The sequence below is a fragment of the Cupriavidus sp. 01L46 genome, from assembly GCF_056399905.1.
The window spans coordinates 25,615-41,436 of the sequence record NZ_JBFTSF010000023.1; the positions used below are offsets into that span (position 1 = coordinate 25,615).

General features: G+C 64.2%; 16 protein-coding genes and 2 tRNA genes. 15 read left to right on the forward strand and 3 right to left on the reverse strand.

Features of this window, described 5'->3' with window-relative positions:
• The first annotated feature begins 30 nt into the window (after positions 1–30).
• The 5 genes from badI to AC1DS3_RS06615 all read left to right on the forward strand — a co-directional run bounded on the left by badI (position 31) and on the right by AC1DS3_RS06615 (position 5,157).
• Positions 31–813: a 2-ketocyclohexanecarboxyl-CoA hydrolase gene (badI, locus tag AC1DS3_RS06595; RefSeq protein WP_043353513.1), complete on the forward strand. Its 783-nt coding sequence runs from the start codon at positions 31–33 to the stop codon at positions 811–813.
• A 127-nt stretch (positions 814–940) separates the two neighbouring features.
• Positions 941–2,092, forward strand: coding sequence for a cyclohexanecarboxyl-CoA dehydrogenase (aliB, locus tag AC1DS3_RS06600; protein ID WP_441640295.1), 1,152 nt, complete (start codon positions 941–943; stop codon positions 2,090–2,092).
• Positions 2,093–2,165: 73 nt separating this feature from the next.
• Positions 2,166–3,818: a cyclohexanecarboxylate-CoA ligase gene (aliA, locus tag AC1DS3_RS06605; protein ID WP_477109624.1), complete on the forward strand. Its 1,653-nt coding sequence runs from the start codon at positions 2,166–2,168 to the stop codon at positions 3,816–3,818.
• On the forward strand, positions 3,805–4,608 hold the full coding sequence (locus AC1DS3_RS06610) for an enoyl-CoA hydratase (protein WP_441640293.1): 804 nt from the start codon (positions 3,805–3,807) through the stop codon (positions 4,606–4,608). Before aliA ends, AC1DS3_RS06610 begins: the two co-directional genes overlap by 14 nt.
• Positions 4,609–4,842: 234 nt before the next feature.
• Positions 4,843–5,157 (forward strand): amino acid ABC transporter permease, encoded by a 315-nt coding sequence (locus tag AC1DS3_RS06615; RefSeq protein WP_441640292.1) that lies wholly within the window; start codon positions 4,843–4,845, stop codon positions 5,155–5,157.
• Positions 5,158–5,329: 172 nt separating this feature from the next.
• Here the strand turns inward: AC1DS3_RS06615 and AC1DS3_RS06620 are convergent, their stop codons facing one another.
• Positions 5,330–6,202: a hypothetical protein gene (locus tag AC1DS3_RS06620; RefSeq protein WP_441640291.1), complete on the reverse strand. Its 873-nt coding sequence runs from the start codon at positions 6,200–6,202 to the stop codon at positions 5,330–5,332.
• 278 nt (positions 6,203–6,480) lie between these two features.
• On the opposite strand from AC1DS3_RS06620, the gene paaA reads away from it, so the two are divergent.
• From paaA to AC1DS3_RS06665, 9 genes are all read left to right on the forward strand, one after another.
• A complete protein-coding gene (paaA, locus tag AC1DS3_RS06625; RefSeq protein ID WP_441640290.1) occupies positions 6,481–7,485 on the forward strand; it encodes a 1,2-phenylacetyl-CoA epoxidase subunit PaaA in 1,005 nt (334 codons plus the stop codon).
• Positions 7,486–7,498: 13 nt separating this feature from the next.
• Entirely contained in the window at positions 7,499–7,783 is a 285-nt protein-coding gene (paaB, locus tag AC1DS3_RS06630) for a 1,2-phenylacetyl-CoA epoxidase subunit PaaB (protein ID WP_006156041.1), read from the forward strand.
• A gap of 15 nt (positions 7,784–7,798) precedes the next feature.
• Positions 7,799–8,599: a 1,2-phenylacetyl-CoA epoxidase subunit PaaC gene (paaC, locus tag AC1DS3_RS06635; RefSeq protein WP_441640289.1), complete on the forward strand. Its 801-nt coding sequence runs from the start codon at positions 7,799–7,801 to the stop codon at positions 8,597–8,599.
• 6 nt (positions 8,600–8,605) lie between these two features.
• On the forward strand, positions 8,606–9,154 hold the full coding sequence (gene paaD, locus AC1DS3_RS06640; protein ID WP_441640288.1) for a 1,2-phenylacetyl-CoA epoxidase subunit PaaD: 549 nt from the start codon (positions 8,606–8,608) through the stop codon (positions 9,152–9,154).
• Between the two features lie 38 nt (positions 9,155–9,192).
• Entirely contained in the window at positions 9,193–10,281 is a 1,089-nt protein-coding gene (gene paaE, locus AC1DS3_RS06645; RefSeq protein WP_441640287.1) for a 1,2-phenylacetyl-CoA epoxidase subunit PaaE, read from the forward strand.
• A 66-nt stretch (positions 10,282–10,347) separates the two neighbouring features.
• A complete protein-coding gene (gene paaN, locus AC1DS3_RS06650) occupies positions 10,348–12,030 on the forward strand; it encodes a phenylacetic acid degradation protein PaaN (RefSeq protein WP_441640286.1) in 1,683 nt (560 codons plus the stop codon).
• Positions 12,031–12,200: 170 nt separating this feature from the next.
• Entirely contained in the window at positions 12,201–13,526 is a 1,326-nt protein-coding gene (paaK, locus tag AC1DS3_RS06655; RefSeq protein ID WP_441640285.1) for a phenylacetate--CoA ligase PaaK, read from the forward strand.
• 140 nt (positions 13,527–13,666) lie between these two features.
• Positions 13,667–13,742, forward strand: a tRNA-Asn gene (locus tag AC1DS3_RS06660).
• Positions 13,743–13,746: 4 nt separating this feature from the next.
• Positions 13,747–13,822, forward strand: a tRNA-Gly gene (locus AC1DS3_RS06665).
• 316 nt (positions 13,823–14,138) lie between these two features.
• Here the strand turns inward: AC1DS3_RS06665 and AC1DS3_RS06670 are convergent.
• Together AC1DS3_RS06670 and AC1DS3_RS06675 are read right to left on the reverse strand one after the other, a co-directional pair.
• Complete coding sequence (locus AC1DS3_RS06670) at positions 14,139–14,366, reverse strand: hypothetical protein (protein ID WP_441636857.1); 228 nt, start codon at positions 14,364–14,366, stop codon at positions 14,139–14,141.
• Between the two features lie 16 nt (positions 14,367–14,382).
• Positions 14,383–14,565, reverse strand: a complete 183-nt coding sequence (locus AC1DS3_RS06675; protein ID WP_477126872.1) for a hypothetical protein — start codon at positions 14,563–14,565, stop codon at positions 14,383–14,385.
• A 186-nt stretch (positions 14,566–14,751) separates the two neighbouring features.
• Between AC1DS3_RS06675 and AC1DS3_RS06680 the strand changes: the two genes are divergently transcribed.
• The gene (locus tag AC1DS3_RS06680) at positions 14,752–15,000 is read left to right on the forward strand and encodes a hypothetical protein (protein WP_441636860.1); all 249 of its coding nucleotides are present in this window, start codon (positions 14,752–14,754) and stop codon (positions 14,998–15,000) included.
• Positions 15,001–15,822 lie beyond the last annotated feature (822 nt).

Genomic DNA, 15,822 nt, shown 5'->3' on the forward strand with positions numbered 1-15,822 from the left:
AAGACATCGAAGACAACGGAGACAACGACCATGAACTACGAAGACATCCTCTACGACGTGCGCAACGGCGCGGCCTGGATCACCATCAACCGCCCGGAGAAGATGAACGCCTTCCGCGGGCGCACCTGCGACGAACTGATCCACGCCATCAACCGCGCCGGCTATGACCGGGAGATCGGCGCCATCGTGCTCGCCGGCGCCGGCGAGAAAGCCTTCTGCACCGGCGGCGACCAGTCCGCCCATGAAGGCCAGTACGACGGCCGCGGCACCATCGGCCTGCCGATGGAGGAGCTGCACAACGCCATCCGCGACGTGCCCAAGCCCGTCATCGCCCGCGTGCAGGGCTATGCCATTGGCGGTGGCAATGTCATCTGCACGATCTGCGACTTCACCATCGCCTCCGAGAAGGCCGTGTTCGGGCAGGTGGGCCCCAAGGTCGGCTCGGTCGATCCTGGCTACGGCACGGCCTTCCTGGCCCGCGTGGTGGGCGAGAAAAAAGCGCGCGAGATCTGGTATATGTGCCGCCGCTATCCGGCGGCCGAAGCCCTCGCCATGGGCCTCGTCAACGCTGTCGTCCCGCATGAACAGCTCGACGCCGAAGTGCAGAAGTGGTGCGACGAGATCATGGAAAAGAGCCCCACCGCGCTGGCCATCGCCAAGCGCTCGTTCAACATGGACACGGCCCACCAGAGCGGCATCGCCGGCATGGGCATGTACGCGCTCAAGCTCTATTACGACACCGAGGAATCGCGCGAGGGCGTCACCGCCTTCCAGGAAAAGCGCAAGCCCGATTTCCGCAAGTACGCCAAGTAAACCGCCGTAGCCGCCGTAGCCGCCGTAGCCGCCGTAAGCCGCCATAGCCGCCGTTGCTGTCACAAGCAACGCGGCCGCGCGGTGCATCGCATCGGCGCGCCATGCGGCAAGACATCCTGGAGACGCCATGAACCCCTATCTCGACGAAGACCTGGCCGCGCTCGGCGACCATGCCCGCCGCTTCGCCACCGAACGTATCGCACCCGGCTTCCTGGCGCGCGACCGCACTCGCGAGCTTGACCGCGCGCTGATGCGCGAAATGGGCCAGATGGGCTTTATCGCCCCCGAGCTGCCCGAGCAATACGGTGGCCAGGGCCTGGGCTGCCTGGCGGCCGGCGTGATCCACGAAGAAGTGGCGCGCGCGGACCTGAGCCTTTCCTACATCAACCTGCTGGCCTCGCTGAACGGGCAGATCCTGGCGCATCATGCCGCCCCGGAGATTGCGCGGCCATGGCTGCAGCGCCTGACGCAAGGCGAAGCCCTGCTTGCCATCGCGCTGACCGAGCCGCGCGGCGGCTCGGACGCGGCCAACCTGCGCCTGCGCATGGAGCGCGACGGCGGCCACTACGTGCTCAATGGCGAGAAGACCTCCATCTCCGCTGCCGACCAGGCCGACGCCGCCGTGGTGTTCGCGCGCAGCGGCTCCGTGGAGGCGGGCGCGCGCGGCGTCTCGGCGCTGCTGGTGCCGATGGACCTGCCCGGCATCACCACCAATCGCTTCGACTGCCACGGCCAGCGCGCGATCGGGCGCGGCTCGATCTTCTTCGAGAACGTGCGCGTGCCCGTCAGCCATCTGCTCGGCAAGGAAGGCGAGGGCTTTGTGCAGGTGATGCAGGGCTTCGATTTCTCCCGCGCGCTGATCGGCCTGCAGGTACTGGCGGTGGCCAGGGCGAGCCTGGAGGAAACCTGGGAATACGTGGCCGAGCGCCAGGCCTTCGGCAAGCCGCTGGCCGCCTTCCAGGGCGTGTCCCATCCGTTGGCGGATTTCGAGACGCAGGTCACTGCCGCGCGCCTGCTGTGCCTGCAGACGCTCTGGCTGAAAGACCGCAACCTGCCGCACACGGCCGAAGCCGCGATGTGCAAATGGTGGGCGCCCAAGCTGGCCTACGACGTGGTGCACCAGTGCCTGCTGTCGTTTGGCCACGGCGGCTACGACCGCGGCCCGATGGAGCAGCGCCTGCGCGATGTGCTCGGCTTCCAGATCGGCGACGGCACCGCGCAGATCATGAAGACCATCATCGCCCGCACCCGCGCGGGCCGGGATGCGGTGCCGGCCTGATCTCGCCAGCTAGCAAGCCCGAACCACAAGCCCGGCAAGCCAGGCCAAACCGACAACAACAAGGAGACACGCCATGGAATTCGACGCCATCCTGCTGCCCCCGCGCCGCGCGTCCAGCGTTGCGCAAGGCCTGTGGCCAGAGCGCACCATCAACGATGCGCTGGACGACTGCGTGGCCCGTTGCCCCGACAAGGTTGCGTTGAGCGCATTGCAGGTGGAGAGCGGCACGACCACGCGCCTGACGTACTGGGAGCTGGCCGGGCGGGCCGGGCGCATCGCCGCGGGCCTCGCCAGGCTGGGTGTTGGCGCCAACGATGTCGTGTCCTGCCAGTTGCCCAACTGGTGGGAGTTCACCGCGCTCTACCTCGCCTGCGCGCGCCTTGGCGCGGTGCTCAATCCGCTGATGCCGATCCTGCGCGAGCGCGAGTTGTCGTTCATGCTCCGGCACGCATGCAGCAAGGTCGTGGTGATTCCAAAGCGCTTTCGCGGGTTTGACTACGAAGCCATGTTCGATGGCCTGCGCCAGGCACTGCCCGACCTGCAGCATGTGGCCGTGATCGGCGGCGCCGGGCCCGATTCGTTCGAGGCCTTGCTGGCCGGTGCCGGCGCGCCGGACCTGGCGGCTGGCCATCGCCCCGGCCCGGATGACATCACCCAGCTCATCTACACCTCCGGCACCACCGGCGAGCCGAAGGGCGTGCTGCATTCGTCCAACACGCTCATGGCCAACATCGTCACGTACGCCGAACGCCTGCGCCTGGGTGCGGGCGACGTGATCCTGATGGCCTCGCCCATGGCGCACCAGACCGGCTTCATGTACGGCCTGATGATGCCGGTCATGCTGGGCGCGAGCGTGGTGCTGCAAGACATCTGGGAGCCGGGCAAGGCCGTAGCGTTGATCCGGCAGGAGGGCGTTACCTTCACCATGGCCTCCACGCCGTTCCTCACCGACCTGGCCCGCACGGTCACCGAGACCGGCAGCGCCGTGCCCACGCTGCGCGCCTTCCTGTGCGCCGGCGCACCTATCCCCGGCGCACTGGTGGAGCTGGCGCGCGGCGCGCTGGGCGCCAAGGTGATCTCCGCCTGGGGCATGTCGGAAATGGGCGCTGTGACCACCACCCGGCTCGAGGATGACGATGCGCGCGCCGCCAGCACCGACGGATGCCCGTTGCCCGGCGTGGAAGTGCGCGTGGTCGACGCAGCGGGCGCGGCGTTGCCGGTGGGCGCCAGCGGCCGCCTGCTGGTGCGCTCCTGCTCCAATTTCGGCGGCTACCTGCGCCGTCCCCACCTGAACGACACCGACGCCGACGGCTGGTTCGACACCGGCGACCTGGCCCGCATCGACGCGCGCGGCTACATCCGCATCGACGGCCGCAGCAAGGACGTCATCATCCGCGGCGGCGAGAACATCCCCGTGGTTGAAATCGAAACCCTGCTGTACCGGCATCCGGCCGTCGCGCAGGTGGCCATCGTCGCCTATCCCGACGAGCGCCTTGGCGAGCGCGCCTGCGCCTTCGTCGTGACCCGCGACGGCCAGGCATTCGACATGGCCGCGATGGTGGATTTTCTCAAGGCGCAGAAGATGGCCGCGCAATACATCCCCGAGCGGCTGGTCGTGCAGGCCGCGCTGCCGTCGACGCCAGCGGGCAAGATCCAGAAATTCAGGCTGCGGGAGCAACTTCGCGAGAGCGGGCAAGGGGAGGGAACGTCCAATGACCGCGCATGAAGCCACGCCTGCGATCGACGAGAACCTGGTCCTGCTGGAGATGGCCGGCCGCGTCGCCGTGATCCGGCTCAATCGCCCCCGGCAGATGAACGCGCTCAACGATGCGCTGATGGATGCGCTCGGCCTGGCGCTGCTGGCGTGTGACCAGGACGACGGCGTTGGCGCCATCGTGATCACCGGCAACGCCAAGGCCTTCGCCGCCGGCGCGGACATCGCAGCCATGCGCGGCTGGGACTATATGGACGTGTTCAAGTCCAACTACATCACGCGCAACTGGGAGACGCTGCGCAATGTGCGCAAGCCCGTGATCGCCGCGGTGGCTGGCTACGCGCTTGGCGGTGGCTGCGAGCTGGCCATGGCCTGCGACATTGTCATCGCGGCGGACAACGCGGTGTTCGGCCTGCCGGAACTGAAGCTCGCGGTCATCCCCGGCGCGGGCGGCACGCAGCGCCTGCCGCGCGCCATCTCCAAGGCGAAAGCCATGGACATGTGCATGACGGCGCGCAACATGGGCGCGGATGAAGCGGAGCGCAGCGGGCTGGTATCGCGGGTGGTGGCGGCCGGGCGGTTGATGGATGAAGCGATGGCGGCGGCGCAGACGATTGCCGGTTTTTCGCTGCCGTCGATGATGGCGGTCAAGGAGGCGATCAACCGCGCCTACGAGTCATCGCTGTCCGAGGGAATCCTGTTCGAGCGGCGGCAGTTGCATGCGCTGTTTGCCACGGAGGATCTGAAGGAGGGGATGAACGCGTTTTTGGAGAGAAGGGCGGCGGTGTTCCGGCACCGCTAGACGGCATGTGGGCATCGATGCCGGAACGCCCGATCCGCCAAGGCCGCAAAAAGGGGTTCCGCGTTCACCTCGTCATTGGCTCCATTCAAATGGCTCCAATTTTGGGAAAAGAAGTTTGAATGCCAAGTCAACGGACGCTTAATACGATGCGTTTAGTGGAGAGCTGGTCGGTCAGGCTAGCTCAATGTTCGCGTGTCCACGGCTGCCCGGGAGGTGGCCTTCCAAGGAAATGTCATGAAGAAGATTGTCGCTACCGCTTTCGCGCTGTGCCTTGGCGCAGCATCCATCGCCGCTCAGGCGCAAGGCACCGGCAAGGTTGATCCCTACACCCAGGGCGCCAAGGCTGGCAAGGCAGACCCGTACACCGATGGCGCCAAGGCAGGCAAGGCCGACCCTTATACCGACGGGGCCAAGGCTGGCGACAAGTTTGACCCGTATACCCAGGGCGCAAACAAGAGTTCGCGTGCCAACCTGACGGATTCGAAGGCGAAGAAGTCGCATAAGAAGCACACCAAGAAGGCAGCGCCGGCCTCCGCCGCCGGGACCTGAGCCGTCTCGCCGCGCGGCGGTTGATGCCGTGCGCCTGGAAAAACCCGCCAAACCGGCGGGTTTTTTCTTTGACGAACCGGGTTGGCTTGTCCCCGGCACCGCGGGCCATGACGCAGCCCAGGGTAATGCAGCGCCGCAGTCCTTCCTGTGCTGCCTGATCCCCGAGCGGAATTCAGGGTGCCTCTCCGGCCGGCATGATTGCTGTCGTATCGATGCGTTGGACCTTGCCCTGCTCCCGTACTTCCGTACGAAGCACGAAGCGCTCGCTTGGGCAATACCAATCCGTGATCTGCATGACCGAAGGCGTCGTCATGATCAGCGTATCGACTAGCTGCGCCGGCCCAAGCGAGGAATGTTTTTCGTAAGTGATCGGTATGCAATCCTTGCGGCCCAGCGCGGTTTCGATCATGCGGCGCCGTCCGACGTGGCGCGAGCTGATGGTGATCGTGGCGTGCGGAGCGCGCAGTTCGCCCACCTCCTCATCCGTTCCGCGCGCATAGATCTTGAGCGTCAAGCTGGAGTTGACCGTCACGCCGCCAAGTGTCGTGCCCTCGCGCAGATCTGCGCCGGCATAGTTGACCACACCTTCGCCCACGCTTGTCGATGTGCCATAGAGCCGGGCATAGCGCGCTCTCGCATTGATCTCTGCATGGATTTCGACGCGAACCGCCGATGGCCCAGCGAGCGGCGAGATGCTGACCAGGTCGCGCTGGTCCGCAATGACCGGCGGCCCCATCAGCGCTGCCAGCGCGCTCTTCGAGTGAATATTGATGATCGCCTGGCATCCCGCCGGCGTATTTTCCAGCAGCTCCTGGACCGTCATCATGGACATCGGCATGGTGCCGTCCGCCTCCATCTGCACTTTCGCATTCGGGCGAGACCAGAGCGTTCCCCAGCAATTTGCCGTGCCCGCCGATGGCGGCGCCTGGGCCGGCAGCGGCCTTTCGGACGATTCGGACGAAATTGACGCGTCAGTCGCGGCCCACACCACCTGGGTGCCAGTCAGTACAGCAGCGATGCCAATCGCAGCAAGCTCGCGCTTCACGCACACTTTCTTCCCCGGGGGCAAATTTCCATTCTACTGCCTGGGTGCGCCATCAAGGGGCGCTGGCCGTGCGCCGGATTCCCGGCAGGGAGGCTGGCCTGCCCGATGCTGCATGCCGGAGTGAATATGCTTCGCTCGTCACAACTTTTTTCCTCAGCCGGCCAGTCCTTCACAACTCAGGCTATGTAACTATCAGTTTTGTTTGTCGATCTAAATAATAAATCAACCGGACGGTCGGTTTATAAATATACTGCGGCATCGGTCCACAGGAAAACGCCATGTACACCCAATCACTGGATATCCCGGGCAACGCCCAGCCGCTCGAAACGGTGCAAGCCGACGTCTCGCCGGAGCAGGCGCATTTCGACGCGGTCATGGACGCCGACGGCAAGATCGAGGCGCAGGACTGGATGCCAGACGCATACCGCAAGACCTTGATCCGGCAGATCTCGCAGCACGCGCATTCCGAGATCATCGGCATGCAGCCCGAGGGCAACTGGATCAGCCGGGCGCCGAGCCTCAAGCGCAAGGCCATCCTGCTCGCCAAGGTGCAGGACGAGGGCGGCCATGGCCTGTACCTCTACAGCGCGGCCGAAACGATGGGCGTGTCGCGCGACCAGCTGGTCGATGCCTTGCACGCTGGCAAGGCCAAGTATTCGAGCATCTTCAATTACCCCACGCCCACCTGGGCGGACGTGGGCGTGATCGGCTGGCTGGTGGATGGCGCGGCGATCATGAACCAGATCCCGCTGTGCCGCTGCACTTACGGCCCGTACGCGCGCGCCATGATCCGCATCTGCAAGGAGGAGTCCTTCCATCAGCGCCAGGGCTTCGATGCGCTGCTGTCGATGATGAAGGGCACGCAGGCCCAGAAGGACATGGTGCAAGAGTCGGTGAACCGCTGGTGGTGGCCGGTGCTGATGATGTTCGGTCCCAGCGACAAGGACTCCATCCATAGCGGCCAGTCGTTCAAGTGGGGCATCAAGCGGATCTCCAACGACGACCTGCGCCAGAAGTTTGTCGACGCGACGGTCGAGCAAGCCAAGATCCTCGGCGTGACGCTGCCCGATCCGGACCTGAAGTGGAACGAGGCGCGCGGTGCGCACGACTACGGCGCGATCGACTGGGAAGAATTCTGGCGCGTGGTCAATGGCGACGGGCCTTGCAACAAGGAGCGCCTCGCCACCCGGGTGAAGGCGCACGACGATGGCGCCTGGGTGCGCGAAGCCGCGCTGGCGCATGCCGAGAAACAGACCGCCCGCGCCCGCAAACAAGCTGCTTGAACAGGAGACAAAGATGAACAAGGAATGGCCAATCTGGGAAGTGTTCGTGCGTAGCAAGCAGGGCCTTGACCACAAGCATTGCGGCAGCCTGCACGCGCCTGACGCCAGCGGCGCACTGCGCATGGCCCGCGACGTCTATACGCGCCGCCAGGAAGGCGTGAGCATCTGGGTGGTGCCGTCGGCCATGATCACGGCGTCGGACCCGGCGGACAAGGAGTCGTTCTTCGAGCCGGCTGGCGACAAGATCTATCGCCACCCGACGTTCTTCGTGCTCCCCCCCGAAGTCGACCACATGTAAGGCGGGACCCAGAACATGACAACGCCCCAACATTTGTCGTACGTGCTGCGCCTGGCCGATAACGCGCTTATCCTCGGCCAGCGCAACAGCGAGTGGTGCAGCCAGGGCCCGGCGCTCGAGGAAGACATCGCGCTGGCGAACATCAGCCTGGACCTGATCGGCCAGGCACGCCTGCTGTATTCGCACGCAGCTACCCTTGACGAAGCGCTGAACGGCACACGGAAAACCGAAGACAGCTACGCTTACTTCCGCGCCGAGCGCGAGTTTGCCAACTACACCTTGGTGGAGTTGCCCCACTTCGGGCCGCTTGCCGGCACGGCACGCGCCGAGCGCGACTATGCGGTCACGATCACGCGCAACTTCCTGTATTCCGCGCTGATGGGCCACCTGTGGACGGCATTGCAATCGTCCACCGACACGCATCTGGCGGCCATCGCTGCCAAGTCGCTGAAGGAAACCCGCTATCACCTGACCCACGCCGCCGACTGGCTGATCCGCTTTGGCGATGGCACCGAGGAGTCGCACCGGCGCGCGCAGGCGGCACTGGATTACCTGATGCCGTACACCCGTGAGTTCTTCGCGGCCGATGCGGTGGAGACCGCGGTGGCAGCGGCCGGCATCGGTCCCTTGATGGCGGACCTTCAGCCCGCCTGGCAGGCAGACGTCGCCGCCACAGTGGCGCTGGCCACGCTCACGTTGCCGTCGGAGGCGAAGCACGTCACCACCGGCAAGCACGGCGAGCACTCGGAGCACATGGGCTACCTGCTTTCCGAAATGCAGAGCCTTGCGCGCCAGCATCCCGGCGCCACCTGGTAGATCAAGATGAACGCTGCTGACACGTTGATGGAGTCCGACGCCACGCTGGAGCGCGCCTGGACCGTGCTCGAAGCCGTACCCGACCCGGAAATCCCGGTGGTGTCGATTCGCGAACTGGGCATCCTGCGGGACGTGCGCCGCGGCGATGATGGCGTGCTCGAAGCCGTCATCACGCCTACCTATTCGGGCTGCCCTGCCATGTCGCAGATTGCCGAGGACATCGAGCAGGCCTTGAACGCCGCGGGGATCCTTTCCCATCGCGTTGTCACCGTGCTCGCCCCGGCCTGGACCACCGACTGGATGACCAGCGAAGCGCGCGGCAAGCTGCGGCAATACGGCATCGCGCCCCCGATGGGCAACTGCGGCAGCGGCCACGCGCCGCAAGAAAAGACCATCCGCTTCGTGCCGCGCACGGCAACGCACGACCGGCCAGCATGCCCGCAATGCGGCTCCGTGCACACCGAACGCCTGGCGCAGTTCGGCTCGACGGCCTGCAAGGCACTGTACCGCTGCATCGATTGCCGCGAGCCGTTCGATTACTTCAAACCGTACTGACAACCGTACCGACAACCGTACCGACCTGGACCGACAACATGGCGACACCGCAATTTCATCCGCTGCGTATCCGCGAGGTACGGCCCGAGACCGCCGATGCGGTGACCGTCTCGTTCGAGGTGCCGGAGGCCCTGCGCGACGCATATCGTTTCACGCAAGGGCAATTCGTCACGCTCAAGGCGCATCTCGATGGCGAGGAAACCCGCCGTTCATATTCGATCTGCGTGGGCGTCACCGACTATGACCGCGATGGCGAGCTGCGCATCGGCATCAAGCGGGTACGCGGCGGCAGATTCTCCAATTTCGCCTTCGACACGCTGCAGCCCGGCCACGAGATCGAGGTGATGACGCCCGACGGCCGCTTCTTCACCCACCTGAACGCCGAGCTGTCGCGGTCCTACGTGGCGTTCGCGGGCGGCTCGGGCATCACGCCAGTGCTCGCGATCATCAAGACCACGCTGGAGACGGAGCCGACCAGCCGTTTCACACTGGTGTATGGCAACCGCAGCGTCGACGCGATCATGTTTGCCGAGGAGCTCGAAGACCTCAAGAATCGCTTCATGAGCCGGTTCTCGCTGTATCACGTGTTGTCCGATGATCTGCAAGAGGTCGAGCTGTTCAACGGCGTGCTGGATCAGGCGAAATGCGAGGCCTTCCTGGCCACGCTCGTGCCCGCCGCAGAGATCGACGAAGCCTTCATCTGTGGCCCCGGCCCGATGATGGACGCCGCCGAGGCCGCGCTCAAGGCCGCCGGCGTGGCGCCCGGGAAGGTGCACGTGGAGCGCTTCGGCACGCCGCTGCCGCAAGCGGGCGTGCCACCGATCGAGATCACCGACGACACGCCGGCCGCGGATCTGGAGCTGATCATCGACGGCAAGAAGCGCAAGCTGCGGCTGCCGTACGTGGGCGTCAGCGTGCTGGACGTTGGCCTGAAGGCTGGCCTTGCATTGCCCTATGCCTGCAAGGGCGGCGTGTGCTGCACGTGCCGGGCCAAGGTCCTGGAAGGCGAAGTCAAGATGGAAAAGAACTACACACTGGAGCAGCACGAGATCGACGACGGCTTCGTGCTGACCTGCCAATGCCATCCGGTCTCCGACCGGGTTGTCGTCAGCTACGACGAACGGTAAATGAACGGTAAATCGACGCACAGCAAGTGCAGTACCGCAATCCTTTAAAGAAATACGGCCCCCGCAATGAATCACGCCCTGTTTGACAAACACGAGAAGACACTTGCCCACGCCCTGGACGCCATCCGGACCCGAGGCTACTGGAGCCCCTTCAATGAGATGCCCAGCCCGCGCACCTACGGCGAAACCGCTGCCGCCGACGGCGAGGCGGCATTCAAGGCGCAGCTCGGACAGCCCTTCGTGCTCGAGCAAGCCGGCAGCGGCGGCACGGTCGGCGCGGAACATTCGCCATTCGGCTTCGCGCTGAACATCGGCTATCCCAACGCAGAGCCGGACGCGCTGATCGCGGCGGCGCAAGCGGCACAGCTGCAATACCGCAAGGCCGGCCCGAAGGCCTGGGTCGGCGTGAGCCTGGAGATCCTGGCGCGGTTGAACCAGGCGAGCTTCGAGATTGCGCACAGCGTCATGCATACCACCGGGCAGGCGTTCATGATGGCATTCCAGGCCGGCGGCCCGCATGCCCAGGACCGCGCGCTGGAGGCAATCACTTACGCGTGGGATGCCATGCGCGGCATTCCGGAGACGGCGTACTGGGAAAAGCCGCAAGGCAAGAATCCGCCGCTCGCCATGGAAAAGCGCTTTACCGTCGTGCCGCGTGGGATCGGGCTGGTGATCGGCTGCTGCACGTTTCCCACCTGGAACAGCTATCCCGGCCTGTTCGCGGACCTGGCCACCGGCAATGCCGTCATCGTCAAGCCGCATCCCGCCGCGATCCTGCCGCTGGCCATCACCGTGCGTATCGCGCGGCAGGTGCTGGAGGAGGCCGGCTTCGATCCGAACGTCGTGACCCTCCTGGCCACCGCACCCAATGACGGCGCGCTGGTGCAGTCGCTGGCCACGCGTGATGAAATCCGGCTGATCGACTTCACCGGCAGCACCGCCAACGGCGACTGGCTGGAGGCACACGCGCTGCAGGCGCAGGTATATACCGAGAAGGCGGGCGTCAACCAGATCGTGATCGACTCGGCGGACGAACTGAAGGCGGTGTCGCGCAATATCGCGTTCTCGCTCGCGCTGTACTCGGGCCAGATGTGCACCGCGCCGCAGAATATCTACGTGTCGTGCGATGGCATCAAGACGGCGCAAGGCACGGTCCCGTTCGAGGTGGTGGCGCAGTCCATCGCCGATGCCGTGCAAAAGCTGACTAGCGATCCGGCCAAGGCCGTGGAGCTGATCGGTGCGATCCAGAACAAGGGCGTGCTTGAGCGGATCGAGCAGGTGACCAAGCTGGGCGTGCCGCTCCTTGCCAGCCAGCGCCTGGTGCATCCGGCCTACCCGGAAGCCAGCGTCAGCACGCCGGTCCTGCTGAAGCTCGATGCCCAGCGCGACGAGGATACGTTTGCGCAGGAATGGTTCGGCCCGATTGCGTTTGTGATTGCCACCGATTCCACCCGGCATTCGCTGGAACTCGCCGCGCGCATCGCTCGCACGCGCGGCGCCCTGACGCTGTCGGTCTACAGCACGGACGAACAGGTGCTCGATGCCGCCGACGAGGCTGCGGTGTCCGGCGGCGTTGCGCTGTCGGTCAACCTCACGGGCGGCGTCTTCGTGAACCAGTCGGCGGCGTTCTCCGACTTCCACGCCACCGGCGCCAATCCCGCGGCCAACGCGAGCCTTGCCGACACGGCCTTTGTTGCCAACCGTTTCCGCGTCGTGCAAAGCCGGCGGCATGTGCCGCAGCGCACCTGAACGACTGCGTATCCAGCACTACCCATAAGTAAGCAGGCACGTTGCCAACCTGGGCGGCATGACGGCGAAGACCGTTGACGCGCATGACCAGGTTGGCAGGCTGCCGCGTGGCGCCCCCATTCCCGCCACCGTTCATTCCTATTTTGCCGCGTCATTCTCAGGAGACAACCGTGGTCCAGCCAATTCCTCAACCGGGTGAACTCGAAGCCATCGAACTAGCGAGCCGCGACGAACTCCAGGCGCTGCAACTGGCGCGCCTCAAATGGTCGCTGCGGCATGCCTATGACAATGTGGCGCACTACCGCCGCGCTTTCGACGCTGCCGGGGTGCATCCGGACGACCTGCGCCAGCTATCCGACCTGGCGAAGTTCCCAACCACGACCAAGCAAGACCTGCGCGACAACTATCCGTTCGGGTTGTTTGCCGTGCCAAAGGACGAGGTGGTGCGCGTGCACGCATCGAGCGGCACGACCGGCAAGCCAACCGTGGTGGGCTATACCGCGAAGGACATCGACACATGGGCCAACGTGACGGCGCGCTCGATCCGTGCGGCGGGCGGCCGGCGTGGCGACACGCTGCACAACGCGTTTGGCTATGGCCTGTTCACCGGCGGCCTCGGCATTCATTACGGCGCCGAGCGGCTCGGCTGCATGGTCGTGCCCATGTCCGGCGGGCAGACCGAGAAACAGGTACAGCTCATCCGCGATTTCGAGCCGTCGATCATTCTCGTCACGCCGTCCTACATGCTCAACCTGATCGACGAGATGGCACGCCAGGGCATGAGCCCGGCGGAGTCGTCGCTGAAGATCGGCATCTTCGGCGCGGAGCCGTGGACTCAGGGCATGCGCGGCGAGATCGAGACCCGGGCGGGCATCCAGGCCGTCGACATCTACGGCCTCTCGGAGATCATGGGCCCGGGCGTGGCGTCCGAGTGCATTGAAAGCAAGGACGGCCCGGTGGTCTGGGAGGACCATTTCTATCCCGAGATCATCGATCCGGTCACCGGCGAAGTGCTGCCCGACGGCAGCCACGGCGAACTGGTATTCACCTCGCTCTCGAAGGAAGCCATGCCGATGATCCGTTACCGCACGCGCGACCTGACCGCGCTGTTGGCGCCGACATCGCGCTCGATGCGCAGGCTGGCGAAGATCACGGGCCGCTCCGACGACATGCTGATCATTCGCGGCGTCAACGTGTTTCCGAGCCAGGTCGAGGAGCTGATTCTCGGCATTGCCCGGCTGAGCGGCAACTACCAGCTGTGCATCACGCGCGACGGGCATATGGATTCGCTGTCCGTGTCGGTGGAGGTGCGCGCGGAGATCTGCGCCTCGCTGGCCGAAAGCGAGCGCGCGCAGCTGGCACGTGAGCTGCAGCACCGGGTGAAGACGATGATCGGCGTTTCCACGGCCGTGCGCGTCCTGAATGCCGGCGAGATCAAGACCACCGCCACGGGCAAGGCGCAGCGCGTGCTCGACTTGCGGCACCTCAGCGCTTGAGGCGGCAACTGCGAGAGGCGCGAGAAGCGAGCGAGAAGCAAGCCAATCGCAGCCGATCCACGCTGAGCGAAAAAAACTATTCAAAAACGCAAAAGGCTGTTGTACAATCCGGCCTCCGTTTCGATTGAGACGGAACTTGTTCCCCGATAGCTCAGTTGGTAGAGCGCCGGACTGTTAATCCGTAGGTCCCTGGTTCGAGCCCAGGTCGGGGAGCCAAAAAGCGGTAGTAGCTCAGTTGGTAGAGCGCAACCTTGCCAAGGTTGAGGTCGCGAGTTCGAGCCTCGTCTCCCGCTCCAGATATGATGCCCGCGGACTTCCATCGAAGTCCGTGGGTCTTTGAAAAAAGGGGCTTCGGCCCCTTTTTTCATTCCAGTGCACTCCACTGGAATCCGGCAGCAGCCGGCATTTTCTTGTCCATCTATGTGGGCGAGTGCTTGAGCGCAGTATCGCTGGCGTGGGGAGGGCATGGACAGTATCCAGCTCAGGCGTCGGTACTCCTCTAGTACCGTCTTGAACTCGGGCGCGACAGAGCTCAGGGAGTATTCGCGCTCAAGTTCCTGTCGTGAAAGTCCCGCCTATGGATGACCATGTCGATGAAGTGCGGAGAGTGCCTCACCTTTCATGTGCAGCGTTCCTTGTAACCGGCAGTGCGTCGAGGCACTCCAGCACATTGTGTTCCACTGCGGCCAGGTTGACTTGGTCGAACGAGTTGCACCCCGCAATGCTCTGCCGAAGTATCCCAGCTTGAATCTTGCCGCGCTCGTAGGTGAGCGCATAGGGCAAGCCACTGAAGGTCACCATGCTGTAACGGGGCACAAACCGGGTCGGATAGCGTGCCATGCCGCCAGTTCCCGCTCTAGCAGATGTCGGCCGTGCTGACGCGCTGGCGCATTTCAACGTAGTTCTCCAGCGCCATAGCCTGGATGGCATAGGCGCTCGGCGCCGCCCCGAAATTTGCGGAATGCTGCTGAAGATTTGCGACAAGCGAAGCCGCATTTTCGAGCGCGCAATTCATGCCTTGGCCATGGAATGGCACCATGGGGTGCGCGGCATCACCAATCAACACTGCTTTGTTGTGGCTGAATCTCGTCCTGACCGCGCCGGTCATCTACCTGTACCTGGGCCTGCCGCTGGTGATGCGACAGCATGGTTGGTCCGGTACAGCCATCGGGCTGTTCCAGCGCGCCGGCATTCCGGCGATCCTCAAGTGGGGGCCTCCGCCGGCTTGCTGTTCGGCCTGATGATGTACCACACCCGCCCGGGCTTGACCGCGCTTGACTATGGCATTCAGTCCAGCCTGTTCGCCTTGACGCGGATGGTGATGCCCATACTGGCGGGCGTGCTCCTGGACCGGCTTGGGTACCTGGGGATGCTGGCGGGCATCATCGCCGGTCTGCTGGGGGTAATCATGCTCACCCTGCAATATCGCAGGGCCGCACCGCTTGGCAGGCCAAATGTCGGGTCACTCGGATAGCTCGCCGCTTCCCGCTCCATAGGCATCTTGACGTCAGCATAGGAACAGGCATGAAACATACCGCTCAACAGAACAGCGAACGAGTTGTCACCCCGGATGGGCCGGCAACCAGCGCTCCATGGTTGCTTTGGGCGAGCTTCAATCTGGTCGACTTGAATCTGTGAATGCTCCCCGCCAGCGTTGGCAGCGCGGGAGCACGAAAACCTACTTGCTCTTCTGTATGGAGTGAACGCCGTAGTCTGCTTCTTCGCAGCGTTCCAACTGCGTGCCAGTATTCCCGTTGCAGGTCTGCAATTGATTCTGGGGATTGCCTTGATTGGCTGTGGCATTGTTGTTGCGGCTTCGCGTGCCATCGGTAGGCTGACCCCAGAAAATCGCGACGAGACCGCCAGTCAGGTATCCCAGTAAGAAAACTCGAAAGGTAACACTAAGGGCCTCCACGATATCCGCTCCGTGGATGAGTCACCGTAAACAGGAAGAAGGGCGAGCACATGAAGACGTTGGCAGTCGCGTTGTCCGTCATGCTGATCGGCAACGGCACACTCACAAGGCGCACCCTCGAAGCCGAATTATCCACACGCCGTGCAAAAAGCTATTGAGCGACGTTGCGGACGACGACTCGTAAATCATACTGGGCATCAGCATGCTGAAGAGGAAGTACGACTCGCGACCCTATTGAGACTTGTATAAATCATGACAACCGATTCGAGTCTGACGCGTTATCTGATCAAGGCGTTGATCGGGAGTCGATTGCATGGCAGGGAAGATGGACGAAGCGACCAGAAAGCGGGTTCGCGCTGGACGGATGCTGTTAGCGAACAA

Excerpts from the sequence above, each read along its gene's own strand:
- badI (WP_043353513.1), top strand. The coding sequence starts at position 31 with ATGAACTACGAAGACATCCTCTACGACGTGCGCAACGGCGCGGCCTGG.
- aliB (WP_441640295.1), top strand. The coding sequence starts at position 941 with ATGAACCCCTATCTCGACGAAGACCTGGCCGCGCTCGGCGACCATGCC.
- aliA (WP_477109624.1), top strand. The coding sequence starts at position 2,166 with ATGGAATTCGACGCCATCCTGCTGCCCCCGCGCCGCGCGTCCAGCGTT.
- AC1DS3_RS06610 (WP_441640293.1), top strand. The coding sequence starts at position 3,805 with ATGACCGCGCATGAAGCCACGCCTGCGATCGACGAGAACCTGGTCCTG.
- AC1DS3_RS06615 (WP_441640292.1), top strand. The coding sequence starts at position 4,843 with ATGAAGAAGATTGTCGCTACCGCTTTCGCGCTGTGCCTTGGCGCAGCA.
- paaA (WP_441640290.1), top strand. The coding sequence starts at position 6,481 with ATGTACACCCAATCACTGGATATCCCGGGCAACGCCCAGCCGCTCGAA.
- paaB (WP_006156041.1), top strand. The coding sequence starts at position 7,499 with ATGAACAAGGAATGGCCAATCTGGGAAGTGTTCGTGCGTAGCAAGCAG.
- paaC (WP_441640289.1), top strand. The coding sequence starts at position 7,799 with ATGACAACGCCCCAACATTTGTCGTACGTGCTGCGCCTGGCCGATAAC.
- paaD (WP_441640288.1), top strand. The coding sequence starts at position 8,606 with ATGAACGCTGCTGACACGTTGATGGAGTCCGACGCCACGCTGGAGCGC.
- paaE (WP_441640287.1), top strand. The coding sequence starts at position 9,193 with ATGGCGACACCGCAATTTCATCCGCTGCGTATCCGCGAGGTACGGCCC.
- paaN (WP_441640286.1), top strand. The coding sequence starts at position 10,348 with ATGAATCACGCCCTGTTTGACAAACACGAGAAGACACTTGCCCACGCC.
- AC1DS3_RS06670 (WP_441636857.1), bottom strand. The coding sequence starts at position 14,366 with ATGGCACGCTATCCGACCCGGTTTGTGCCCCGTTACAGCATGGTGACC.
- AC1DS3_RS06675 (WP_477126872.1), bottom strand. The coding sequence starts at position 14,565 with ATGGTGCCATTCCATGGCCAAGGCATGAATTGCGCGCTCGAAAATGCG.